At 68.3% G+C, this 22,677-nt stretch carries 21 protein-coding genes; 16 read left to right on the top strand and 5 right to left on the bottom strand.

All coding sequences use genetic code 11. From position 1 onward, the window contains the following. Nucleotides 1-48: 48 nt before the first annotated feature. A complete protein-coding gene (locus AB0H76_RS31665) occupies nucleotides 49-1,074 on the top strand; it encodes a 2-oxoglutarate and iron-dependent oxygenase domain-containing protein (protein WP_357330688.1) in 1,026 nt (341 codons plus the stop codon). Between the two features lie 4 nt (nucleotides 1,075-1,078). Here AB0H76_RS31665 and AB0H76_RS31670 read toward each other — a convergent pair whose 3' ends face one another. After that, nucleotides 1,079-1,669 (bottom strand): phosphatase PAP2 family protein, encoded by a 591-nt coding sequence (locus tag AB0H76_RS31670; RefSeq protein ID WP_357330689.1) that lies wholly within the window; start codon nucleotides 1,667-1,669, stop codon nucleotides 1,079-1,081. 333 nt (nucleotides 1,670-2,002) lie between these two features. After that, the gene (gene pucD, locus AB0H76_RS31675) at nucleotides 2,003-4,315 is read right to left on the bottom strand and encodes a xanthine dehydrogenase subunit D (protein WP_357330690.1); all 2,313 of its coding nucleotides are present in this window, start codon (nucleotides 4,313-4,315) and stop codon (nucleotides 2,003-2,005) included. A 235-nt stretch (nucleotides 4,316-4,550) separates the two neighbouring features. Here pucD and AB0H76_RS31680 point away from each other — a divergent pair, with 235 nt between their 5' ends. Next, complete coding sequence (locus tag AB0H76_RS31680; RefSeq protein WP_357330691.1) at nucleotides 4,551-5,549, top strand: LacI family DNA-binding transcriptional regulator; 999 nt, start codon at nucleotides 4,551-4,553, stop codon at nucleotides 5,547-5,549. A 47-nt stretch (nucleotides 5,550-5,596) separates the two neighbouring features. Further along, nucleotides 5,597-6,388 carry a GntR family transcriptional regulator gene (locus AB0H76_RS31685; protein WP_357330692.1) on the top strand — a complete coding sequence of 264 codons (792 nt, stop codon included), beginning with the start codon at nucleotides 5,597-5,599 and terminating at the stop codon, nucleotides 6,386-6,388. Nucleotides 6,389-6,392: 4 nt separating this feature from the next. Here AB0H76_RS31685 and AB0H76_RS31690 read toward each other — a convergent pair whose 3' ends face one another. After that, nucleotides 6,393-7,388, bottom strand: a complete 996-nt coding sequence (locus AB0H76_RS31690; protein WP_357330693.1) for an amidohydrolase family protein — start codon at nucleotides 7,386-7,388, stop codon at nucleotides 6,393-6,395. 435 nt (nucleotides 7,389-7,823) lie between these two features. Between AB0H76_RS31690 and AB0H76_RS31695 the strand changes: the two genes are divergently transcribed. The 9 genes from AB0H76_RS31695 (at nucleotide 7,824) to AB0H76_RS31735 (ending at nucleotide 17,384) form a co-directional block, all read left to right on the top strand. Then, nucleotides 7,824-9,230, top strand: coding sequence for an amidohydrolase (locus tag AB0H76_RS31695; RefSeq protein ID WP_357330694.1), 1,407 nt, complete (start codon nucleotides 7,824-7,826; stop codon nucleotides 9,228-9,230). Nucleotides 9,231-9,336: 106 nt separating this feature from the next. Next, the gene (locus tag AB0H76_RS31700) at nucleotides 9,337-10,686 is read left to right on the top strand and encodes a nucleobase:cation symporter-2 family protein (protein ID WP_357330695.1); all 1,350 of its coding nucleotides are present in this window, start codon (nucleotides 9,337-9,339) and stop codon (nucleotides 10,684-10,686) included. Nucleotides 10,687-10,692: 6 nt separating this feature from the next. Next, on the top strand, nucleotides 10,693-12,039 hold the full coding sequence (locus AB0H76_RS31705) for a nucleobase:cation symporter-2 family protein (protein ID WP_357330696.1): 1,347 nt from the start codon (nucleotides 10,693-10,695) through the stop codon (nucleotides 12,037-12,039). Next, nucleotides 12,036-12,644 carry a UbiX family flavin prenyltransferase gene (locus tag AB0H76_RS31710; RefSeq protein WP_357330697.1) on the top strand — a complete coding sequence of 203 codons (609 nt, stop codon included), beginning with the start codon at nucleotides 12,036-12,038 and terminating at the stop codon, nucleotides 12,642-12,644. Before AB0H76_RS31705 ends, AB0H76_RS31710 begins: the two co-directional genes overlap by 4 nt. Then, nucleotides 12,641-14,044: a UbiD family decarboxylase gene (locus AB0H76_RS31715; protein WP_357330698.1), complete on the top strand. Its 1,404-nt coding sequence runs from the start codon at nucleotides 12,641-12,643 to the stop codon at nucleotides 14,042-14,044. Before AB0H76_RS31710 ends, AB0H76_RS31715 begins: the two co-directional genes overlap by 4 nt. Continuing rightward, the gene (locus AB0H76_RS31720) at nucleotides 14,037-15,023 is read left to right on the top strand and encodes a GTP-binding protein (RefSeq protein WP_357330699.1); all 987 of its coding nucleotides are present in this window, start codon (nucleotides 14,037-14,039) and stop codon (nucleotides 15,021-15,023) included. Before AB0H76_RS31715 ends, AB0H76_RS31720 begins: the two co-directional genes overlap by 8 nt. A gap of 28 nt (nucleotides 15,024-15,051) precedes the next feature. Next, nucleotides 15,052-15,930: an FAD binding domain-containing protein gene (locus AB0H76_RS31725; protein WP_357330700.1), complete on the top strand. Its 879-nt coding sequence runs from the start codon at nucleotides 15,052-15,054 to the stop codon at nucleotides 15,928-15,930. Next, a complete protein-coding gene (locus AB0H76_RS31730; protein WP_357330701.1) occupies nucleotides 15,930-16,400 on the top strand; it encodes a (2Fe-2S)-binding protein in 471 nt (156 codons plus the stop codon). Before AB0H76_RS31725 ends, AB0H76_RS31730 begins: the two co-directional genes overlap by 1 nt. Nucleotides 16,401-16,412: 12 nt before the next feature. Continuing rightward, nucleotides 16,413-17,384 carry an XdhC family protein gene (locus AB0H76_RS31735; RefSeq protein WP_357330702.1) on the top strand — a complete coding sequence of 324 codons (972 nt, stop codon included), beginning with the start codon at nucleotides 16,413-16,415 and terminating at the stop codon, nucleotides 17,382-17,384. On the opposite strand, the gene AB0H76_RS31740 is transcribed toward AB0H76_RS31735, so the two are convergent. Further along, a complete protein-coding gene (locus AB0H76_RS31740; protein WP_357330703.1) occupies nucleotides 17,352-17,990 on the bottom strand; it encodes a TetR/AcrR family transcriptional regulator in 639 nt (212 codons plus the stop codon). The two genes, AB0H76_RS31735 and AB0H76_RS31740, sit on opposite strands and share 33 nt — an antisense overlap. A 105-nt stretch (nucleotides 17,991-18,095) precedes the next feature. Between AB0H76_RS31740 and AB0H76_RS31745 the strand changes: the two genes are divergently transcribed. The 4 genes from AB0H76_RS31745 to AB0H76_RS31760 all read left to right on the top strand — a co-directional run bounded on the left by AB0H76_RS31745 (nucleotide 18,096) and on the right by AB0H76_RS31760 (nucleotide 21,661). After that, a complete protein-coding gene (locus AB0H76_RS31745; RefSeq protein ID WP_357330704.1) occupies nucleotides 18,096-19,025 on the top strand; it encodes a metal-dependent hydrolase in 930 nt (309 codons plus the stop codon). Continuing rightward, nucleotides 19,025-20,176 (top strand): hypothetical protein, encoded by a 1,152-nt coding sequence (locus AB0H76_RS31750; RefSeq protein WP_357330705.1) that lies wholly within the window; start codon nucleotides 19,025-19,027, stop codon nucleotides 20,174-20,176. The genes AB0H76_RS31745 and AB0H76_RS31750 overlap by 1 nt, the downstream gene beginning before the upstream one ends. A gap of 88 nt (nucleotides 20,177-20,264) precedes the next feature. Beyond that, nucleotides 20,265-20,810, top strand: a complete 546-nt coding sequence (locus AB0H76_RS31755; protein ID WP_357330706.1) for an N-acetyltransferase — start codon at nucleotides 20,265-20,267, stop codon at nucleotides 20,808-20,810. 29 nt (nucleotides 20,811-20,839) lie between these two features. Further along, the gene (locus AB0H76_RS31760; protein WP_357330707.1) at nucleotides 20,840-21,661 is read left to right on the top strand and encodes a hypothetical protein; all 822 of its coding nucleotides are present in this window, start codon (nucleotides 20,840-20,842) and stop codon (nucleotides 21,659-21,661) included. On the opposite strand, the gene AB0H76_RS31765 is transcribed toward AB0H76_RS31760, so the two are convergent. Further along, on the bottom strand, nucleotides 21,662-22,675 hold the full coding sequence (locus AB0H76_RS31765; RefSeq protein ID WP_357330708.1) for an SCO2521 family protein: 1,014 nt from the start codon (nucleotides 22,673-22,675) through the stop codon (nucleotides 21,662-21,664). It lies immediately after the preceding gene. Nucleotides 22,676-22,677: the final 2 nt, after the last annotated feature.

Here is a 22,677-nt window from a genome sequence, read left to right on the forward strand (position 1 = left end):
CCCACCCTGGGTGAGGTCCTTCGTCTCTACTGCGTCCGGGAGCGTGCCGTGCAAGTACCTGTCATCGATATCGCGCCGTATGTGCGTGGTGGGTCCGCGGAGCTGCGCGACCGGGCCGCCCGGGATTTCGATCGGGCGGCCCGGACGGTCGGGTTCATGCAGATTGTGGGGCACGGGATTCCACGAGCGGTGATCGAGGGGTTCGCCGACGCGCTGGACGGGTTCTTCGGGTTGCCGCTCGAAATGAAGGGGCGGTATCGGACGCCGCCGGACGTCAACCGCGGTTACGCGCCGCCCAAGAGCGAGAGTTTGAGCCTGAGCCTCGGGGTGACGGCGGCCAATCGGATGAACGATTTCTTCGAGGCATTCAATATTGGCACCGCCGTATCCGACTATCCGGGACTGGACCTGCCCGCCACCGACTACGCGGAAAACGTGTGGCCGCAGCGGGTTCCGGACTTCCAGCGAGCGGTGCAGACCTACTTCGCCGAGGCGGGGCGGGTGGCGCGGGCCTTGACCACCCTGTTCGCCGACGCACTCGACCTGCCGGCCGGATTCTTCGATCGATTCACCGATCACTCCCTGGATGTGCTGCGCATGAACAACTACGCACTGCCGCCGGGCACGGTCGACCTGGACGGCGACCTCACCGGCATGGGCGAGCACACCGACTACGGGATCGTCACCGTGCTGTGGGCCGATCAGGCGCCGGGCCTGCAGGTGCTGGCCGCCGACGGCCGGTGGCACGACGTCCAGCCCGCCCCCGGTGCGCTGCTGGTGAATCTCGGTGACCTGATGGCGCGGTGGACGAACGAGGAGTGGCTGTCCACGCTGCACCGGGTCAAGCCGCCCATCGTGAACGGCACCATCCAGCGCCGGCGCAGCGCGGCCTTCTTCCACGACGGCAATATCGACGCGGTGATCGAGACGCTGCCGTCCTGCCTGGGTGCCGGAAACAAGTACGCGCCCGTCACCGTCGCCGAGCATATTCGCGCGAAACTCGCGGGATCCCGCGCGGGACAGGCGAATACGAATGCCACGCGGGAGGCCGCCCGGCTCGCCCGGGCACGGTGACCGGCTAGCCGGCCACCACCTGATAGGCCGCCGCGGCGAGCGCGGCGCCGACGAGCGAGCCGGCGACGACCTGGCCGCGGGTGTGGTCACCGAGCCACACCCGGGACCAGCCGTTGACGGCCGTCAGCGGCAGCGCCGCCAGAAACCAGGGTGAAGCGATCAGCGCCAGCAGGACCGTGGTCCCCGCGCTCACCGCGGTGTGCACGCTCACCTTCCAGCGACCGATCACGGTCACGATGCCGATACCGAGCAGGACGACCAACCCGGCGACCGTCCAGGCGATCAGCGCGCGCGGCGCGCCCCGCACGATCTCGACGAGCAGGCCCGCGCCCACGATGCCCAGGATCGCCGGGATCACCCAGCGCCGGCCGTCGATCTCGGTGACATGGTGATCGCTCGCGAGACCCCGGCGCACCCCGGCCAGGATCATGATCATCGGCAACCCGCCGGTGATCGCGGCGACGAAAAGCCCCCAGCCGAGCGCACCCACGGCGTATCCGGCGACCGTCCCGGTCACGATATTGACCACCCAGGGCGCACCGAGCTCGGTGATCACCCGAGCCGCGCGCGCCTGCGACGTCGTCGTATCCGTCACGCCGAAACCTCCGTTGTCCATCCGGTACGACGGCCAATCTGCCACTCGCGCGGCGCGGCGGCTTGCGCACCCCGGGCGGACCGGCCGCGGATTCGCCGCTTGCGCGTGGCGATCGGCGGCGCACCAGATGCATTTCGCGCCCTGCGATTTCAGCGGTTTTCGCCGAATTGCGCATTACGGAGGTTTCACCTCTAGGATGGTGCCGGGCGACACCCTTATCCCCCCCAAGGGTGTCGCCCACCCTGACGGCGCATCGCACCCCTCGCGGGTCGGTAGCCGTCGCTGATGTCGATGCCGCCGGGCAACTCCCCCCCTTCGCCCGGCGGCATCGCTTCACCCCACCGGTTGCAGTGCGATGTCGTCCGGCCGCACCGGGATCCGGGGCAGATCCAGTCCGGTGGCAGCGCGCAGCGCGTTGAGAATCGCGGGCGTCGAGGACAGCGTGGGTGGTTCGCCGACACCGTTGAGCCCGTACGGCGAGTCCGGGTGCGGGAATTCGAACATCGAGATCGGCATCGGCGGCACATCGAGAATCGTCGGGATCAGATAGTCGGTGAACGACGGATTGCGCACGCGCCCAAGGCTATCCACCACGACCTCCTCCATCAGCGCCAAGCCGAGCCCCTGCGCGCTGCCGCCCTCGATCTGGCCTTCGACCGCCAGCGGATTCATGGCCTTGCCGACATCCTGGGCCACCGCCAATTCGACGACCCGCACCAGTCCGAGATCGACATCGACGTCCACCACGGCGCGGTGCGCGCAGAACGCGAAGGCGATGTGCGCGTTGCCTTGGCCGCGCTCGGGATCGATACCCTCGGTCGGGCGGTGGTGGTACTCGTGCACGCCCTCCACGGTTTCCGCGCCGACCACGTCGGCGATCGAGAGCAGCACCGAACCGGTGCCCGCGTCGAGGATCGCGTCGCCACCGAGGGCGAGCCCGGCAGCGTCGCGACCGGTCGCCGCCGCGGCCCGGCCCAGAATCTGCTGCGCGACGATCCGGCACGCACCCTGGACCGCGCCGCTGGACATCCAGGTCATCCGGGAGGCCGACGCGGACCCCGCATCGCCGATCTGAGTGTCGGCGGGCAGTACCACCACCCGGGTGACGCCGAGTTCGGTGGTGGCGATCTGCGACTGCACGGTCGTGATTCCCTGCCCGCATTCGGCGGCCGCCGTGTGGATCGATACGACGGGCGCGCCGGCGGCGATCGAGAGGGTCACCCGCGCGGTCGAGATGTCGTCGACGCCACCGGAGTAGCCGATCGCCTTGACGCCCACCGCGTATCCGATGCCGCGGCGAATGCCTTCGCCGTGGGTGGTGTTGCCGACGCCGCCGGGCAGGGTGCGCAGGTCGGGAGCCGCCTCGGTCGCGGGCAGCGGCCGCCGGCGCAGGGCCTCGAGCAGTTCCCGGACCGGGGCGGGGCCGTCCACGGCCTGGCCGGTCGGCAGCACCGTGCCGGTGGTCATGGCGTTCTTCAGCCGCAGTTCGAGTGGATCCATGCCGAGCGCGCGGGCGAGCTTGTCCATGTTGGACTCGCACCCGTAGGCCGACTGCACCGCGCCGAAGCCACGCATCGCGCCGCACGGCGGGTTGTTGCTGTAGACGGCCAGCCCGTCGATCTCCGCGTGCGGCACCGCGTACGCGCCCGCCACGAAGTACGACCCGTTCGCGATCACGACCGGCGAGGTGGAGGTGTAGGCGCCGCCGTCGAATACCAAGCGCGCCTTGACGTAAACGAGCTTGCCGTCCCGGGTGGCCCCGTGCTCGAAGCGCATCTTCGCGGGATGCCGGTGCACGTGGCCGAAGAAGGATTCGTAGCGGTTGTACATCATCTTCACCGGCTTGCCGAGCCGCAGCGCCAGCATGCAGGCGTGGACGTGCACCGAGAGATCCTCGCGCCCGCCGAAGGCGCCGCCCACGCCGGCCATCGTCAGCCGGACCTTGTCCAGGGGCAGCGCGAGACACGGCGCGAGTTGCTCGAGGTCCTTGTGCAGCCACTGCGAGGAGACATAGAGCTCCACGCCGCCGTCCGCCGCGGGGACCGCGAGGCCCGATTCGGGTCCGAGGAAGGCGGGATCCTGCATGCCGACCTCGTAGTCGCCGACGACAACGACCTCGGCTTCGGCGCGGGCCCGCGCCATATCACCGTGCCGGATCTTGACGTGCCGCACCAGATTCGAGCCGTCGTGCAGGACTCGCGTGCCCTCGTCCAGGGCCCGTTCGGAATCGGTGACCGGCTCCATCGGTTCGTAGTCGACCGCGACCAGCTCGGCCGCGCGGCGCGCGGTCTCGGGATCGTCGGCGGCCACGAGGGCGACCGGTTCACCCTGGTACCGGACCTGGTCGATGGCCAGGACGGGCTGATCGGCGATCTTCATCCCGTAGGTCTTCGCGCCCGGGACGTCCTCGTGGGTCAGGACCGCGTAGACGCCCTCCAGGGCCAGCGCCTTACTGGTGTCGATCGACCGGATCAGCGCTGCCGCGTGCGGGCTGCGCACCGTGGTCGCCCACACCATGCCGTCGATCCACAGATCCGAGGAGTAGGCGAACTCGCCGGTGACCTTGAGGTTGCCGTCCGGGCGCAGCGCGCTGCTGCCGACGCCCTTGCCCTGCTGAGTGTGTGCGCCCTGCACCAGAGTTGTCATAGCGACCTCCGGCCGGGTGCTGCGGGGCGAGAAGTATCGGGCGCTCTACGCATGAGCTGACTCCTTGGAACTGCGGCGTTTTCGACACACCGGTGGCTGATCGAGGCCGCCGGTCCATTCCCGCCCATCGCCGCCAGTCCATCGCGACCGTCGGCACATCCCCGACCGGAGCCCGGCCCGAGTCTACACGTGTAGACAAGGGCCTGCCAGGGTTTGGTGCCCGTACGCTGAGCCCGTGCAGCGGACCACTCGCAACGATGTCGCCCGGCTGGCGGGTACCTCACCCGCCGTGGTGAGCTACGTGATCAACAACGGCCCCCGGCCGGTCGCCGCCGCGACCCGGGAGAAGGTGCTCGCGGCGATCGCCGAGCTGAACTATCAGCCGAACCTGGTGGCGCGGGCGCTGCGTTCGACGCGCAGCAACACGATCGGGCTGGTGGTTCCCGACAGCAGCGAGGGCTTCTTCACCGAGTTGGTGCGCGGTGTCGAGCGCGCGGCCTTCGCCGACGGTTCGCTTGTGCTGCTGGGCAACTCGGGCTACTCCCAGGAGCAGGAGCTCCGGTACGCGCGCACGCTGGCCGGCTTTCAGGTCAGCGGGCTACTGCTGGTACGCGCGGAGGTCGACGAAAAGCAGGCCACCACAAATGCTTTCGATGTCCCGGTGGTCTATCTCAACTACCGGGCCCCCCGGGGCATCGAGGCGACCTCGGTGACGCTGGCCAACCGGCACGGCGGCCGGCTGGCCGCCGAGCATCTGCTCGCGCATTCCTATCGCCGGATCGGCTGCCTCACCGGCACTTCGCGATCCGGCCCGGTGGCGGAGCGAGCACTGGGCTGGGCGGACGGAATCCGGGCCGCGGGCGGCGATCCCAGCCTCGTCCGGCGGACCGGGCTGGACCGGCTGACCTCGCGCGCGCAGGTCGCGCAGTGGCTGCGGCAAGCGGATCGGCCGGATGCCATTTTCGCCGCCGCGGACGGCCTGGCCCTGGATGTGCTTGCCGCGGCGCAGGAATCGGACCTGCGGGTGCCCGAGGACCTGGCCGTGCTGGGTTTCGGCGCGACGCAGCCCGCCGCGCACAGCTGGCCGCCGCTGACGACGGTGGGCCGTTCGTTCGACGACTTCGGCCGGGCCGCGGTCTCGACCTTGCGGGCGGTGCGGGACGCGGGAGCGCGCCAACCCGATCACACCCTCGAGGTGCACTTGGTGCGGGGACGCAGCTGCGGCTGCCCCTGAGATTGCATGTAATATGGCGACGTTGACGCACAAGGAGGCGCCCCGCCATGTCAGAGTCGCCCGTTCTGCCGCGCATCCCGTCCGGCGAGCTGCTCACCGACCGCACCTACGAGGCCCTCAAAACCGCCATCCTCCGCAATCAGCTGGCCCCCGGAACCGCGCTGAGCGTCCCGGAATTGGCGCGCCAACTCAATGTCAGCCGCACGCCGGTGCGCGAGGCGGTACAGCGCCTGATCTACGAGGGACTGGCCAACCACGTATCGCGACGCGGCGCCGAAGTGAGCAAGGTCGACATCGCCGACCTGCGGGAACTGTATGTGGTGCGGGAAATGCTGGAGGGGCTGGCCGCACGACTGGCGACCGAGCGGCTCGACGCGACCGGATTGACCACGCTGCGCGAGATTCTCGCCGAGCACGAGCGGGTGCTCGGCAGCGGCACCGACCATGCCGCGCATGTCGAACTGGATATCCGATTTCATCGCACGCTGCGCGAGATCGCCGCGAATCCGCACCTCACAGCGACTTTGGAGCCCATCGCCGGGCGCTCGCACCTCGCGCTGCATTCGCTGTGGCGCAGCGTGGACGCGCCCCGATTCGCGCTGGACGAACACATTCAGATCGTCGAAGCCATGGCCACCGGCGATCCGGAGTACGCCGAAACCGTGGCCCAGCGCCATATCTCCCGGCTGCGAGTGCGGCTGTCGCAGGCAACAACCCGGGAGGATATGACCGGCGATTCCCCGCGGCGCCGGGAGTTCTCCCTGCTCACCGGCGACGCGGCGCCCAAGGGACCCCAGCGGCGGACAAGCAGCCGCACACCACTGGAGTCCCCCCGCTAGCGGGTTACTTCGCGGCGTCCAGCGCCGCCTCCTCCGCCCAGGCCGACGGCGTGTAGCCGCTGTAGTGGTCGGCGTGCGAGTTCGTCGCCGAGGCCTGGACGATCTCGCCGCGCAGGTAGGCCTCCGCCTCCGCCTTGTCCTTGGGCGGCGGGGTCGGGGCCAGCCCGAGCAGCTTGGCCATGTTGTTGCCCAGGTAGCCCTCGAGATCGTCCTCGGACAGGTCCAGGCCCTGCGGGGGCTTGTGGCACAGCACTTCCAGCTCCCGCGCCCACATTCCGGGCTCGTTCGGCGGCGAATCGGTGCCGAAGACCATCTTGCTCTTCTTCATCTCCTTCGCGAATTCCACGATGCGCGACTGGAGCAGCCAGCCGGATTCACCGATGACATTGGTCGAGTCCTGGATCATCCAGAAGGCCTCGAAACAGTAGACGCCACCGGTCTGAATGCCGAAGTGGCCCAGGATGAAGTTCACCCCGGGGAACTCCCGGATGATCGGATAGAACTGGGTGGGAATGGAGTACGGGCCGTCGCCGGTGTGGATCAGCACGGTGACACCGAGCTCGTCGCAGACGCGCAGGGCGGGGCGCAACCAGTCCAGCGCCCGGTCCGGGCGGTAGGAGTGCATGTTGGCGTGCAGCTTCATCATCTTGTAGCCGTGTTCACGCACATGGAAGGCCAATTCGGCGGCGCCGTACTCCGGGCCGAAACGGGGGTTGTAGATGAAGTTCCCGACGAAACGGTCCGGGTACTTCTGCACCAGCGAGGTCACGTAAGCCTGGTAGTCGCGAATGCCCTCGCGGCCGCTGCGGTTTCCCTCCCGCCAGGCGGTGTTTCCCGGCGGCGGCATGATGCAGCTGACGTCGACCCGGCGCGGTTTCCCGTTGATCCAGAACGGGCCGTCCATCATTTCCAGGGTGCGCTCACCGGTGAACGGTTCGCCGGTATGCCGCCACGCCTCGTCGACGAGATTCGTCGGGTGGACATGAGTATCGATGATCAATGTGTGATTCTCCTCGATCAAGTCGGGATCTGATCCCCGGCCGCGAATCACCGCACCTACGGGCCGCGGTCGATACCGCGGCGGGCCGGCCCGACTGCCGGCGCCATGAGACCGAGTTCAGCACAGGCGAACCGACGTGTCAACGGATTGCATGTAATCCTTGCGCCTCCGTACTGCCGATCCCGGCAGGTCAGGCCCCACATCACTCGATCCAAGGATTCCGACTCGATCCGATTGAGGGTTGACAACCGTCACGGCTTCCCGTTTACATGTATCCGTGACCCGGACATGTGGGCCAGGTCACACTGCCGGTGACCTCCCGCTCTGGGTTAAACCGTTCGGCACGCGCCAGGCCTTTGCCTGGCCCGGGGAGCTATCTCCCCCTACGCCAACGGAATTGAGGCGGCTCAGCCGCCCGGGAAGGCAGCGGCGGCCATGACACCTCCACTCCCCCAGCACTGCGATCTACTCCTCACCGGCGGGACCGTGATCACGGTCGACGACGCCCGCACCGTGCACGAGCCGGGCGCGGTCGCCATCACCGGGACGCGGATCGTCGCGGTCGGCTCGAGCGCCGAAATGGCCGATTGGCAGGCGGATACGGTCATCGACTGCACCGGCCGGGCGGTGCTGCCCGGGTTCGTCGACGGCCACAATCACCTGTACCAGGCGCTGGCCCGCGGGCTGGGCGAGGGCATGTCGATCGTGCCCTGGCTGTGCGAGTTCATGTGGCCCTACTCGATCGCCATGACCACGGCGGGCGCGATGGCGGCCGCGCGTCTCGGTGCGGCCGAGGCGCTCCGGACGGGCACCACGACCATCGTCGACAATCATTACGCCCCAAGCGATTTGGCGACGACGATCGCGGTCGCCGACGTGCTGGAAGCGGCGGGGCTGCGCGGTGTCATCGCCCGCGGGGTGATCGGCGACCGTACCGAAATCGCCGCCAAGCGGGGCCAGCCCCAGGGCCTGTTCCGCTACAGCGCCGCCGACGAACTCGCCATGACCCGGGAGGCCGTGCAGCATCGGCCCCGCGGCTCGAAGGTCGAAATATGGCCCGCTCCACTGAATCTCACCTACGTGGATCAGGATCTGGTTCGCGGCTGCGTCGAACTCGCGGCGGAATACGACACCAAATGGCACACCCACTGCTGTGAGAGCAGCAAGGATCCGCAGAGCTACCAGGAGACCTACGGCGTCCGCCCGGTCGAGTGGCTGGCCAAGGAGGGGCTGCTCGACGAGCGCGCGACCCTGGCCCACGCCATCTGGCTCGATGACTACGAGATCGAGCAGGTCGGCGCGGCCGGTGCGGGCGTGGCGCACAACCCGTCCTCGAACGCCTACCTCGCATCGGGCACCATTCGGCTCCGCGAACTCCGGAACAGCGGCGCGGCAGTGTCTTTGGGCAGTGACGGGCCGAGCTGCGGTCACCGCCAGGATCTTTTCGAAGCCATGAAGCTCTCGATCTTCGCCCAGCGGCTCTCCACCCTGGACCCGACCAGCTGCCGGGCCGAGGACGCGCTCGAGCTGGCCACCCGCGAGGGCGCGCGCTACGCCGGCATCGATGCCGGCGTGCTCGAACCCGGCCGGCTGGCCGACGTCATCGTCGTCGGCCTGGACCGGCCGCACCTGCGCCCGCTGCATCGCGCGGTGAGCTCGCTGGTCTACGCGGCCCGCGGCTCGGATGTCGAGATCACCATCGTCGGCGGCCAGATCGTCTACCGCGACGGGACCTGCCTGCTGATCGACGAGGACGCCGCCATCGAGCAGGCCGACTACCAAGCCGAACAACTGATCTCGCGCGCGGGCATGTCCGCACTGCGCGCGCCCTGGTTGTTCTGACCCGACCCCGCCCGGCCCAGGAGTAGTTATGAAGATCTTCCCCCGACCACGCAGCCGGTCGGTGGCACCGAGAGACGCTGTCGATTCGGTTCCGCCACTGCGCCATATGATTCCGCTCGGCCTCCAGCACGTGATCGTCGCCTACTCCGGCATGGTCACGCTACCGCTGGTCATCGGCTTGGGCATCGGACTGTCCCCGGCCCAGATCACCACCCTGGTCACCGCCAACGTGTTCGTCAGCGGCCTCGCGACGCTGTTGCAGACCCTTGGCCTGTTCAATGTCGGCGTGCGGCTGCCCATCGTCATGGGCTCCACCTTCACCGGCATCACCCCCGCCATCATCGTGGGCACCGAGTCCGGCCTGCCCGCCGTGTTCGGCGCGACCATCGTGGTCGGCCTCGTCACCTGGCTGATCGCACCCTGGTTCGCCCAGCTGACCCGGTATTTCCCACCGATCGTGACCGGCACGACCATCGCGATCATCGGGTTCTCCCTCCTGCCCAAGACGGCGACCATGATCGCGGGCACCGCGTCGGCGCCCGATCACGGCGCACCCAAGCGACTGCTGCTCGCCGCCGCGACCATCGTTCTGGTGGTCGTCCTGGAGCGGGTGATGCGGCCCAGCATCGGCCGCTTCGCCATCCTCATCGCGCTGGCCGTCGGCACCCTGGCTGCCTGGCCGCTCGGGCTGACCGACTTCTCCGCCACCCAGAACGCCCCGATTTTCGGCCTGGTGGAACCGTTTTCGTTCGGCACGCCGACCTTCGTACTCTCCGCGATTCTCCCGATGCTGATCGTGCAGGTGGTCAACATGGTGGAGTCCACGGGTGACACCCTGGCCGTCGGCCAGGTGGTCGGCCGCAAGGTCGGCGCGAGCGATATCGCCCGGGCGCTGCGCGCCGACGGTGTCGGCACCGCCCTGGCCGGGGTGTTCAGCAGCTTCCCCTTCGTCACCTTCGGCGGCAATGTCGGGCTGGTCAGCATCACCCGGGTCATGAGCCGCTACGTGGTCGCCACCGCGGGCGTGATTCTGGTGCTGATCGGCTTGCTGCCCAAGCTCGGCGCGGTGGTCGCCTCGCTGCCCGGACCGGTGCTCGGCGGTATCGGCGTGGTCATGTTCGGCACGCTGGGCGCGATCGGCATCAAGCTGATGCTGGGCGCGGACTTCAGCAACCCGCGCAACCATCTCGTCGTCGCCATCGCGTTCGGATTCGGGCTCATCCCGGTGGGCTCTCCCGACTTCTACGACCAGCTGCCGGGCCCGGTGCAGACCGTGCTGTCCAGTGGCATCGCGGCGGGCGGCATCGCGGCGTTCCTGCTCAATCTGCTGCTCAACGGCGTCGAACCGGACGCGGTGGCGGAAGAAGAGAAAGAATTGGCCCCGGAGCCGGCGGAGCCGGAGCCGGCGCGCGCCGTCGAGCCGGTCAAACAGGCCGATCCCCAGGCCGCGAGCTGAGTTGTCATGACCGACAAGGAAGTCAGTCGCGACGCGCAGCCGCAGGCCACGGTCGACGACCGGCCGGGTCTGCTGCATATGGTGCTCCTGGGCTTGCAGCACACCCTGGTCATGTACGCGGGTGTCGTGGTGGTGCCCATCGTGTTCGGCACCTCCATCGGCCTCTCCGATGCCGACCTGGCCAACCTGGTGAGCATCGATCTGGTGCTGGCCGGCATCGGCACCCTGATGCAGGCCCTCGGGTTCTGGAAGTTCGGCATCCGCATGCCGCTGGTCGTCGGCGCGGCCTCCAGCGGCATCGTGCCCATGGTGCTGGTCGGCCAGAACCAGGGCATGGCAACGGTTTACGGGTCTCTACTGGTGGCCGGCGTGATCTGGATCCTGGTGGCCCCGTATTTCAGCATGCTGCTCAAGCTGTTCCCGGCGGTGGTGACGGGCACGGTCATCGCCCTGATCGGACTGACACTGATTCCGGTCGGGATCCGGCTGATCGCCGGATCCGACCCGAACGCACCGGATTACGGCCGGCTCGGCCATATCGCGCTGGCCGCGCTGACCATGGCGTTGATGGTGCTGTTCCGGCGCCTGTTCAAGGGCATCCTCGGGCAGCTCTCGATTCTGGCGGCGCTGGTCATCGGGGCGATCGTCGGCTGGTCGACGGGGATCGGCAGTCTCAGCGGCGTCGGCGACGGGCCGCTGGTGGGCATGATGCGCCCGTTCCACTTCGGCGCGTTGCAGTTCCACGTCCCCTCGATCCTGCTCTTTCTGGTCATCGTCTTCGTGCTCATGGTCGAAGGCGCGGGCCAGGGGCTGGCCGTCGGCGAGGTGGTGGGTAAACCGGTGGGGCCCAAAGAGATCGCGCGGCTGCTGCGGGTGGACGGCTTGATGACCGCGTTCAGCGGCATCTTCAACGGCTTCGTCTACACCACCTTCGGCCAGAACATCGGGCTGATCGCGCTGACCGGCGTGCGCAGCCGATTCCCGGTGGCCGTCGGCGGGGTGATCCTGCTGGTCCTCGGCCTGGTCCAGCCCGTCGGCCGGGTGGCCGCCGCCATTCCGCCACCCGTCGTCGGCGCGGCCGCGCTGGTCACCTTCGGCGCGCTGGCGGTGGCGGGGATCCAGATTCTGGCGCGGGTCGATTTCGGCCGGCCGAGCAACCTGATGATCGTCATGCTCTCGCTGGCCATCGGACTGGTCCCGGCCTACGCGCCGCGCTTCTACCACCAGCTGCCCACCTACGCCGAGATGTTCTTCAAGAGCGGCGTCGCCACCGGCACCCTGCTCGCCCTCGTGCTGAATGTCGTGTTCCACGAGCTCCGCAAGCCGGCTCGAAAGTCAGAAAGTCCGACATGACCCATGAACCACCCCGGTTACTGATCGGGATCACCGGGGCCAGTGCCCCGCACCTCGCCATCCATCTGCTGACCGCCCTGCACCGCCTGAAAACCGTTGAGACACACCTGGTCATCTCCCGGGCGGCGCATCGCACCCTCGAACTCGAGGCGGGGCTGCGGCCCGATGACCTCATCGGACTCGCGGACGTCTACCACCAGCGCGGCGACATCGCCGCGAGCATCGCCTCCGGGTCCTTCCTGACCATGGGCATGGTCGTGGTCCCCTGCTCGATGAAGACCTTGGCCGCGATCACGCACGGCTTTTCCGACGACCTGCTGACCCGGGCGGCCGATGTCTGCCTCAAGGAACGGCGGCGGCTGGTACTCGTCACCCGGGAAACACCGCTGAGCCTGGTGCATCTGCGCAATATGACGGCGGTGACCGAGGCGGGCGCGATCGTGCTGCCGCCGGTGCCCGCGTTCTATCAGCAACCCGGATCCATTCAGGATCTGCTCGCGCACCTGAGCGGCAAGATCCTCGACCAGTTCGGCATCGAGCACGACCTGTCACCGCGCTGGCAGGGACCGACCGTCGCGCGGCACCTGAACGGAGCGACCCGATGACCTATTCCGAACTTTCGCGGCGACAGGACCCGCACGACTTCCTCGAGCGGTATCTCGCGGCACATCCCGAGGACGCGCTCGCGATCGCCGATGTCGTCCCCGCCGACCAGGGCGTGACCGGACTGATCTACGAGCTGGCCGCGCGCGGCCGGGACGAACTGCTGTACTGCCCCAAGGTGGACGGCATCGCGGTCCCGGTGGTGAGCAACGTGTTCGCGTCCCGGCAGCGGATCGCGCGTCTGCTCGACACCGTGCCGAGCGGACTGCACGAGACCTTCGCCGCACGGGCCGCCCGCCCGTTGCCGCCGCGGCAGGTCGAGACCGGCCCGATCCTCGAAATCGTGCAGACCGGCGCCGACGTCGACCTGTCGACGGTGCCGATGCTGCGCCATTTCGCGTCGGACCGGGCGCCGTACATCACCAGCGGCATCATCGTCGCCGAGGATCCCGAGACCGGGGTGGGCAACCTCAGCTATCACCGCTCGATGGTGCACTCGCCCACCGAACTGGCGACCAGCCTGCATTCGCGGGGTGACCTGTGGCGCATGCTCGCCAAGTACGCCGAGCTGGGCAAGCCGATGCCCATCGCCATGGTGATCGGCGGCCACCCGCTGTTCATGCTCGCCGCCTCGGCCCGGGTCGGCTACGAGGTCGACGAGCGCTGGATCGCGGGCGGCCTGCTGGGCGAGCCGCTGGAAGTGGTGCGCACGCCCCGGCACGGCATCGGCGTGCCGGCCTGGTCGGATTTCGTGCTGGAGGGCGAGATCGATCCGGTCGCGCAGGTCGAGGAGGGTCCCTTCGGCGAATTCTCGGGCTACTCCTCGAACCGGTCCACCAATAATCTGGTGCGGGTCACCGCGATCATGCGGCGGCGGCAGCCGATCCTCTTCGACGTCGAAGGCGGCAATACCGCCGAGCATCTGAACCTCGCCCGAATTCCGCGCGAGTCGGAAATGGCGGAGAAACTCAAGTCGCGTTTCCCGGATGTGACCGCGGTGCATTACCCGACCTCCGGCACGCATTTCCACTGCTATGTGGCGGTGCGGCAGAGCCGGCCGGGCCAGGCCCGCCAGATCATGCTGGGCCTGCTCGGCTGGGATCCCTACGTCAAGACGGTCATCGCCGTCGACAGCGATATCGATCTCACCGACGACTCCGCGGTGCTGTGGGCGCTGGCCACCCACTTCCAGCCGCATCGCGACATCCTGACCGTCGACGGGCTCCCGGGCTCACCCCTGGATCCCTCCTCGGCCAGCGACGGAACCACGTCCCGGCTGGGGCTCGACGCGACGCGCGGGCCGGCCTTCGAAGGAAAACGGATCGAGATCTCGCCGGACGCCCTGGTCCGAGCGCGAACCATGCTCCATTCCCTGACGCAACAAGGAGATTCCCATGTCTGACACCGGCAAGATCCCGGTCACCGTGCTCACCGGATTCCTCGGCTCGGGCAAGACCACCCTGGTCAATCACATCCTCACCGCCAACCACGGCCACCGTATCGCGGTGATCGAGAACGAATTCGGTGAGATTCCGATCGACAACGATCTCGTGCTGAACGCGGACGAGAAGATCATCGAGATGAGCAACGGCTGCTGCCTGTGCTGCACCGCGCGGACCGATCTGATCGAGATCCTGCGTTCGCTGCTGGCGCGCAGTGATCGCTTCGATCGCATTCTGATCGAGACGAGCGGGCTCGCCGACCCGAACCCGGTCGCACAGACCTTCTTCGTGGACGACGAGATCGCCGCGCATTTCGCGCTCGACGCCATCGTCACGCTGGTCGACGCCAAGCACGTCCGCGGGCATCTGGCCGAGGTCGGGCACGACGGCGTGGGGCATCAGGTCGTCGACCAGATCGCCTTCGCGGACCGGATCATCATCAACAAGGTCGATCTCGTCGCGGCCGAGGACGTGCGGGCGATCGAGCAGTCGGTGCGCGCGATCAACGCGACCGCCGACATCCTCACCTCGCAGTACGCCGCCATCGACCTCGACGACGTGCTGGGCATCGGCGCGTTCGACATGGCGCGGACCATGGCGGGTGATCCGCACTGGCTCGACGAGGACAACCATCAGCACGATCCGAGCCTGACCTCGGTGGGCATCGAGCTCGACGGCGGGTTCGATCAGCACGCCCTGGAGTCCTGGCTCACCACCCACCTCGCCGAACGCGGCGGCGACGTGTTCCGGCTCAAAGGCCTGTTCGCCGTGGCCGACGACGACCGTCGCTTCGTGCTCCAGGGCATCCACAGCATGTTCGAAATCCGCCCGTCCGCGCCGTGGCCGGGCGAGAAGCCGCCCGGCAAGGTCGTTTTCATCGGCCGTGACCTAGACCGCGCGGAACTGACCCGCGGCTTGCGGTCCTGCCTGGCCGGCTGATCCGTTCTACGCACAGGAGTGCTCTGCTATGGAATTCTTGCGACCCGGCTCGTGGGCCGAAGCGCTGGCGGCCAAAGCCGCCTACCCCGAGGCGATTCCGATCGCCGGTGGCACCGACGTGATGGTCGAGCTCAACTTCGATCTCAAACGACCCGACGTCCTGCTGGATCTGACGCGAATCGCCGACCTCACCGAGTGGGCGCCGGCCGGCAGCTCGCTGCGCATCGGCGCGGGGGTCAGCTACACCCGGCTCATCACCGAACTCGGTACCCGGCTACCCGGATTGGCGATGGCCGCGCGCACCGTCGGCTCACCGCAGATCCGCAACCGCGGGACCGTCGGCGGCAACCTCGGCGCGGCTTCCCCCGCCGGTGACGCACATCCACCGCTGCTCGCCAATGACGCTGTTGTAGAAGCACATTCGGTGCGCGGCGTCCGCCATATCCCGATCACCGACTTCTACGTCGGGGTCAAACGCAGTGCCCTGGCGGCCGACGAACTGATCGCCGCGTTCTGGCTCCGGCCGGCCGCGGGCCCGCAGCAGTTCGCCAAGATCGGAACCCGGAACGCGATGGTCATCTCCGTGACCGCCTTCGCGCTGTCGCTGCATCCCGAACAGGGTGCGGTGGGAACCGGATTCGGCTCTGCGGCGCCCACGCCGCGTCGGGCCGGAGCCGCCGAGCAGTTCCTGAGCGACGAATTGACCGCCACCGGACGGTGGGAATCGCGCACCGAACTCGACCCCGCGGTGCTCACCCGCTTCGGGGAACTGGTCGCGGCGGCCGCCGCGCCCATCGACGACGTGCGCGGCACCGCCGAATACCGCCGCCACGCCCTGGCGGTACTGGCCCGGCGAACCCTCGCCTGGGCCTGGAAAGACTATGCAGGAGAAAGGAAGGCGGCCTGATGCGTGTCACCTTCACTGTCAATGGCGCACCCGTGACCGTCGACGATGTCTGGCCGGGCGAGAGCCTGCTCTACATCCTGCGCGAGCGCATGGGCCTGCCCGGCTCCAAAAATGCCTGCGAGCAAGGCGAATGTGGTTCCTGCACCGTCTATATGGACGGGATCACCGCCTGCTCGTGCCTGGTGGCGGCCGGGCAGGTGGAGGGCCGCTCGGTGCGGACCGTGGAGGGTCTGGCCAAGGGCGCGCAGCTGGATCCGATGCAGCAGGCCTTCGTGGAAGCCGGTGCGGTCCAATGTGGTTTCTGCACACCGGGTCTCATTGTCCAGGCCAGTGACCTGATCGAACGCAACCCGGAACCCTCCGACGTCGAGATCCGGGAGGCCCTGGCCGGAAACCTGTGCCGCTGCACCGGATACGAGAAAATCCTGGACGCGGTGCGGCTGGCGGCCGAGCGCCAGGCGGCGCGGTGACGGGCGCACACCGTGCGTGACATCGCGCACCGGCTGCTGGAATGGCACGCCGCCGGTGTCGATTACGCGCTCGCGACGGTGATCGGCACCAGCGGGAGCGCGCCCCGGCAACCGGGCGCGGCGATGGCGGTCTCGGCCGACGGGCAGGTGGTGGGCAGCGTGTCGGGTGGCTGTGTCGAAGCGGCCGTGCACCAGTTGTGCTTGGACGCACTGGAATCCGGGCGCGCGGTCCGGCAGCGCTTCGGCTACAGCGACGACGATGCCTTCGCGGTCGGGCTGACCTGCGGCGGCGAGGTCGAGATCTTCGTGCACCCGGCACCGGGCGCGGCGCTGGCGCCGGCCGTCGCGGCGCTGGCGCGCTCGGAGCCGGTGACAGTGGTGCGAGCACTCGACTCGGCCGCCCGCACCACCGTCATCCTCGGCGAGCCGTCGCACGAGACCTGTTTGCGCGGTGCCGAATTCGTGGAGACCTACAGTTCACCGCCACGCATGCTGATCTTCGGTGCGATCGACTACGCCGCCGCGCTCGCCGCGCTGGGCCGGTTCCTCGGCTATCGGGTCACGGTGTGCGACGCCCGCGCGGTGTTCACCACGCCGGACCGGTTTCCCGAGGCGCACGAGGTCGTTGTGGACTGGCCGGATCGCTATCTGCGTTCGGTCACCGTGGACGCCCGGACGGTGGTGTGCGTGCTGACCCACGACGCCAAGTTCGACCTGCCGCTGCTGGAGGTCGCGCTCCGGCTGCCGGTCGGCTACGTGGGGGCGATGGGTTCCCGGCGCACCCACGACGACCGGCTGCTCCGACTACGCGAAAGTGGTTTGACCGAAGGGGAATTGGGCCGCCTGCGCTCGCCCATCGGACTCGACCTGGGTGGCCGGACACCGGCGGAGACCGCGCTGTCGATCGCCGCCGAGATCATCGCCGAGGTGCGTGGCGGCACCGCCGCGCCGTTAGCTCTGCTGGACGGCGCTATTCATCGCTAGGCGGGTGGGCTGGGCCAGAATGGCCGAGCCCATCCAGCGGCGCAGGTACCGGCGCAACTCGGCTTCGCCGCGCGGCGGATTACCGGGCGCGGTGAAGAACGACTGCTGGGTGCGCAGGCAGAATTCGACGAGTTCGTGCAGCGATTCCTCGTCGTAGCCGTAGCTTTCCCAGTCGACGTCGAACCGGCGGATCATCTGCATCCCGAAGTCCAGCGCCTCGTCGGAGACCAGGCTGCCGGGATCGACATTGGCGTAGGAGCTGGAGACCAGCCAGCCCAGGTGCGGTGTGCGACTGACCTCGGCCAGGGTGAAGACCACGCCCTCGGTCATTGCCTCGGCGGGGTCGTGCAGGCCGGCGACCTGCTCGGTCAGCCGATCCAGGAATTCCGCGACCGAGGCGATGGCGACCGCGCGCATCAGCGCGTCCGTGCTGGGGAAGTAGCGGTAGACGGTCTGGCGGATGACACCCAGGGCTTCGGCGACATCGGAGATGCCGATCGCCGTTCCGGTACGACTGGTCAATTCGATGGCGACGGCGACGATTCGGCGCGCCGCCTCGTCGTCATCGCTCGGCGGATTGCCGCCCCACCCGCGCCTGCCTGCCACTGGCCCGACGGTACCAGAGCATTTCCTGGGCGTGTTTGCCCAGTTCCGGTGAGTGAACGCTATTTCAATCATACAAACATACGACTCTGTGTATGGTGTCTATCCATGACCGACCTGCAAGTCCGAAAGATGCGGTTCGCCTTCGCCGACTACGACGTGCCGTTCCTCTGGAACCCCCAGAATCCGGCCTTCTCGGCCATGGCCAACGCGGTCTCGCTGCTCGCCATCGGCTTCGAGAAGATGATCGTGAACATGATCCGCGAGGCCATGCCGCTGATCAGCGATCCCGACGTCGCCGAGGAAGCCGACGCGTTCGTGCGCCAGGAGGGCCAGCACTCCACCGCGCACCGCCAGCACGTCAACGCGCTGATCAGGGCATACCCCGGGCTGGAGGAGACATACAACGCGGTGATCGCGGAATTCGACCGCCTCACCACCCATGCCACGCTCGATTACCGCCTGGCCTACACCGCGGACCTGGAGGCCACCTTCACCCCGGTGTTCAAGCTGATGCTGGACAACGACTCGACTTTGTTCGCGCCGGGCGACGATCGCGTTGCCTCCCTGTTCATCTGGCATTTCGTCGAGGAGGTCGAGCATCGCAGCTCCGCGCTGATCATCTTCGATCACGTGGTGGGCAGCGACGCCTACCGGATGCGGCAGGCGCCCTCGATCTTCGCGCACGTGCTGCGCGTGATCCGGATCGCCAACGAGGGCTTCAACAAGCATGTGCCGCTGGCGGATCGGCAGGTCGACGCGCTCGCCATGCACGCGACCTACCGCCGCAAACAGCAGCTCCGACGACTATTACCCGGCTTGCGAGCCGAGGACAACGGCCCCATGCCGCGCGCGTTCGACGGCCTGTCGCTGCGTGAACAGCTCGTCGCGCTGGTCGGCATCGTGCGCAGTCAGCTGCCCAAGCACAATCCCGATCACGAGCAGCTGCCCGACCTGGCCGACCTGTGGTTCAAACGTTTCGACGCGGGTTACGACGTCTCGCACTGGTACACCGCCGAGACGCGGGAGGTGCGGTGATGGCGGCCGGTTGCGCGTCCACATTCGCGAAACTCTCCGAAGCCCTCGGCTTTTCCTGCGCCGAGGCCGGTGGGCTCGTCGAGTTCCGTAACCCCTTCGCGCTGGAGAACTGGACCCTGCCGGTCCTCGAGTTCACCATCGTGCTGGGCGCCGTCCTGGCTCTGATCTATGCCATCGTGCGCCTGCGCCGGCACGGGGACCCGACCAACCTGGTGCTCTGGTTCGGCGCCACCGCCTACCTGTTCATCATCGAACCGCCGCTGTACTTCCCGCACGAGTTCGGGATCTCCGAACACGTCGACACGATGTTCGCGCACAACGTCTTCACCGTCGATTTCCTGTGGGGCCGGCTGCCGCTCTACATCGTCGCGATCTACCCCTTCATGGCGACGCTGGCCTACGAAATCGTCCGTATGCTGGGCGTTTTCCAGCGCTACGGCGTGCTCGCCGGTGCGGCCTGCGTGGGTTTCGTCCACCACGGGTTCTACGAGATCTTCGATCACCTCGGCCCGCAGTTGCGGTGGTGGGAATGGTCGGTCGACAACCCGATGAACCAGCCCATGTTCGACGCCGTGCCGCTGCCCAGCGTGGTCGTGTTCGCGGCGCTGTGGCCGATGTCGCTGGCGCTGTGCGTGCGCTGGTTCGTCGGGCGGCAGGTCGACGCGGGCCAGAGCTTCACCGGTCTCCAATTGACTTGGCGCACAATCGTCATCGGCGTGCTCGCCTCGCTCGGCACCGCCATCCTGCCGATTCCCGCCACCGTGCTCGGCGCCGGCAGCACTCCCGTGCGCGGCTTCCTCTACGCGGCGGAATTGGTCGTCGTCAGCGTGGTCGCCGTGGTCGTACTCACCCGGCAGTGGCGCACCCTGCGCGGCGACGACGCGCAACCGGCCCCCTACCGCAACCGCTTCGTCCAGATCTACGGCGCGATCTATCTGGGTGTCATGGGCCTGCTCTGGATCTCGGCGCTGCCCGACTTCTTCGCCGCCGAGCACGGTGTGACCGCCAACGGCGATCCGCTCGGAAACCTTTGGTACACACTGGCTTGCTTCGCGATCGCGATCCTCTGCCTGCTGGCCGTCGCGACGGTGCCGACCCGCCGCACCGACACGCAGGGCGTTACGGCGGGGACATTGTCAAGTAAAGCCTGAGTACACTGCCTCCGATTTCGATTTCCGGATCCAGTGCTGCGTCTAGGCTTGACTTCATAGGTTCTTGTGTCCGAACGCAAGGGAGCAGATGACCACGACCGCGGGGGACCTTCGATCGGCGGGGAAGTCGGCCATGTACCGGGAGCCGACGCGGGCCGACTTGCCCGACATCCAGATGATCGATGGTCAGGCCTTTCGCGATCAGCGCTATCCGTTCTTCGTGCTCCGTCAACTGCTGGAGGCGCACAGCTACCGCAGCGTCGTCGCGGTCGAACCCGAGGCCAACGGGGAGGACAAGGTGGTCGGGTACGCGCTGACCATCGGAGAAGGCAAGCGGGCGTGGCTGATCAGTCTGGCCGTCTCCCCCGAACGGCGCGGCTACGGCTACGGGCTCGGCCTGCTGCGGCGCAGTGTCGAACTGTGCCGCGAACGGTCGGACGTGGACGAGGTGCTGCTGACCGTCGACCCGAAGAACCGGGCCGCCTACACCCTGTTCCGGAACTTCGGGTTCACCCTGCACGAGCACGACGAGCGGTACTTCGGCGACGACGAACCCCGCGACGTGCTCATCTACAAACTGCACCGCATCACGCCCCCGGTCGGCATCCGCGAAAACGGCTACTCTGGAACCTGATTGCCACTGCGCGACAGGGGAGTAAACGTATGCCGGGGGGTGATGCGTCATGGCGGCTGAATTCGGTGATCGACGATATCGCCAACCGCGCGCTGCGCTATACCAAGCGCCTCGATCGGCACGAGATCGCCGACTCGGCCGCGCTGGATGATCTGGACACCCAGATCGAGGCTCTGATCGATCGGCCCGAACTGCTCGCACTGGGCCGCCAGAGCAACAAGCTGCGCTTCGGCACGCTGTACGCGCAGGTGCCGGACGCGGCGCCGGGCGAGGAGGCGTGGCGCGCACCGCTGCTGGCCGGGCTGATCGCCGCCGAGGTCGAATTCCGCGGCCCGCTGCGGCTCAGCCCGATCCAGAACTCGCTGCTCGCAGCCCAATACGAGACCCTGGCCGGCGAACTGACGCGCTGCGGCATGCCCGCGTACGCGGTGCGGGCGTGGAGCGCGGCGGTCGAGCTGTACCGGCGCAACAAGAACGTCGGCGCCGAGGATCGGTGCGGTCTGGCGCTGGCCCGGGCGCGCCGCGCGACCTTCGCCCGGGGCTGGCGCCGCGGGCTGAGCGCGGTCTCGGATCTACTGTGCGGCTACGGTTATCGGCCGTTCTGGCTGCTGGGCTGGGTGGTCGTGCAGATCGTGATCTGCACCGCGCTCGGACTGCTGTGGGCCGGGGACAAATCCTGGACCGACGTCGTCTACCTGGGCGTCCTCACCTTCCTGAACCCACTCGATCCGACCAACGCCGTCGGCATGGCGCCGCAGGCGCGCATCCTGTTCGCGACCGAGGCATGGCTGGGCGCGGTATCGATGTCGGTGTTCTTCGCGTTGCTGGTCCGCCGCTGGTTCCGGCTGTGATCACCAGTCCCCGGCCGGGTTTCCGCCGCGCGCGGCGTAGTACGTCGCCACCTCGATCCGGCGTTGCACCTGTTCGACGCGGGTCGTCCACTGCTTGGAGAAGCTCGCCTCGGCTTGCAGGTCGCGCCACGGCGAGCGCATGGTGCCGGGTACCTGCGCGCCCGGCATCCACAGGTGCGCCAGGTGTTCGAGCACCGGGGCGAGCACGGCGACCTGCCGCCCGTCGCTGATCCCATCCGCCGCGCGCACTTTCGCGTCGATGACGGTCAGCAGCCAGTCGTGCACCGCGACGTCCTGGCAGAACCGCAGGGCATCGGGGATCTCGGCGGGCACCCGCACGATGACGTTCGCGGTGCGGGTCAGCTCACCATCGAGCCGGAAGGACACCGCGGGCCCGGCGCTGCCGCCGATCTGGGCGGTCCAGCGCAGCCGGGTGGTGGGCGCCTGCAGCGGTGGCTGCTGGTCCAGCTGGGGCGCTTCGCGCAGACCGGCCAGCTGCCGGGCGCAGATCGAGGACAGATCCAGCGTCGTCTTCGCCGGGCCCTGCGCGGCAAGGTAACCCGCCACCAGCTCCTCGTCGGCGATGGCGGGATCGGGCAGCGTGCCGATCAGTTCCGTCACGCCCACTTGACCGATGTAGTGCGCCCAGGGGCGGCGCTTCTTCTGTGGCGCCCGCACCACGATGGTGTGCACCGACATCTGCGACAGCCGCCCGCCCACCAGGACCGCCGTGGAGGCCACCGTGCCCACCACCCGCGCCGAGGTGGTCGAGCCCCAGGCCAGATGACAGTCGACCCCGACCGCCCGGCGCGGCGAAAAGGCCAGGGGGCCGGGACGTTCGCGGCGGCGCACCGTCGCCCCGGGCACCAGCGCCAGCAGTTCGTCGGTGGCCTGACCGTCCAGCGTGCTGGAATGCGGCAGCAGGCAGGTGCGGATTTCGCCGAGCACCACCAGCGGGATGGGCGCGGTGCGGCGCGCCGCGGGATTCGACACGGTCTGGGTGTTTCGCGTCATGG

It is taken from the genome of Nocardia sp. NPDC050712 (genome assembly GCF_040654295.1).
Classification (GTDB): domain Bacteria; phylum Actinomycetota; class Actinomycetes; order Mycobacteriales; family Mycobacteriaceae; genus Nocardia.

Coding starts and splice junctions, on each gene's coding strand:
- pucD (WP_357330690.1), bottom strand. CDS start 4,315: ATGACAACTCTGGTGCAGGGCGCACACACTCAGCAGGGCAAGGGCGTC.
- AB0H76_RS31685 (WP_357330692.1), top strand. CDS start 5,597: ATGTCAGAGTCGCCCGTTCTGCCGCGCATCCCGTCCGGCGAGCTGCTC.
- AB0H76_RS31695 (WP_357330694.1), top strand. CDS start 7,824: ATGACACCTCCACTCCCCCAGCACTGCGATCTACTCCTCACCGGCGGG.
- AB0H76_RS31700 (WP_357330695.1), top strand. CDS start 9,337: ATGATTCCGCTCGGCCTCCAGCACGTGATCGTCGCCTACTCCGGCATG.
- AB0H76_RS31705 (WP_357330696.1), top strand. CDS start 10,693: ATGACCGACAAGGAAGTCAGTCGCGACGCGCAGCCGCAGGCCACGGTC.
- AB0H76_RS31710 (WP_357330697.1), top strand. CDS start 12,036: ATGACCCATGAACCACCCCGGTTACTGATCGGGATCACCGGGGCCAGT.
- AB0H76_RS31715 (WP_357330698.1), top strand. CDS start 12,641: ATGACCTATTCCGAACTTTCGCGGCGACAGGACCCGCACGACTTCCTC.
- AB0H76_RS31720 (WP_357330699.1), top strand. CDS start 14,037: ATGTCTGACACCGGCAAGATCCCGGTCACCGTGCTCACCGGATTCCTC.
- AB0H76_RS31725 (WP_357330700.1), top strand. CDS start 15,052: ATGGAATTCTTGCGACCCGGCTCGTGGGCCGAAGCGCTGGCGGCCAAA.
- AB0H76_RS31730 (WP_357330701.1), top strand. CDS start 15,930: ATGCGTGTCACCTTCACTGTCAATGGCGCACCCGTGACCGTCGACGAT.
- AB0H76_RS31745 (WP_357330704.1), top strand. CDS start 18,096: ATGACCGACCTGCAAGTCCGAAAGATGCGGTTCGCCTTCGCCGACTAC.
- AB0H76_RS31750 (WP_357330705.1), top strand. CDS start 19,025: ATGGCGGCCGGTTGCGCGTCCACATTCGCGAAACTCTCCGAAGCCCTC.
- AB0H76_RS31755 (WP_357330706.1), top strand. CDS start 20,265: ATGACCACGACCGCGGGGGACCTTCGATCGGCGGGGAAGTCGGCCATG.
- AB0H76_RS31760 (WP_357330707.1), top strand. CDS start 20,840: ATGCCGGGGGGTGATGCGTCATGGCGGCTGAATTCGGTGATCGACGAT.
- AB0H76_RS31765 (WP_357330708.1), bottom strand. CDS start 22,675: ATGACGCGAAACACCCAGACCGTGTCGAATCCCGCGGCGCGCCGCACC.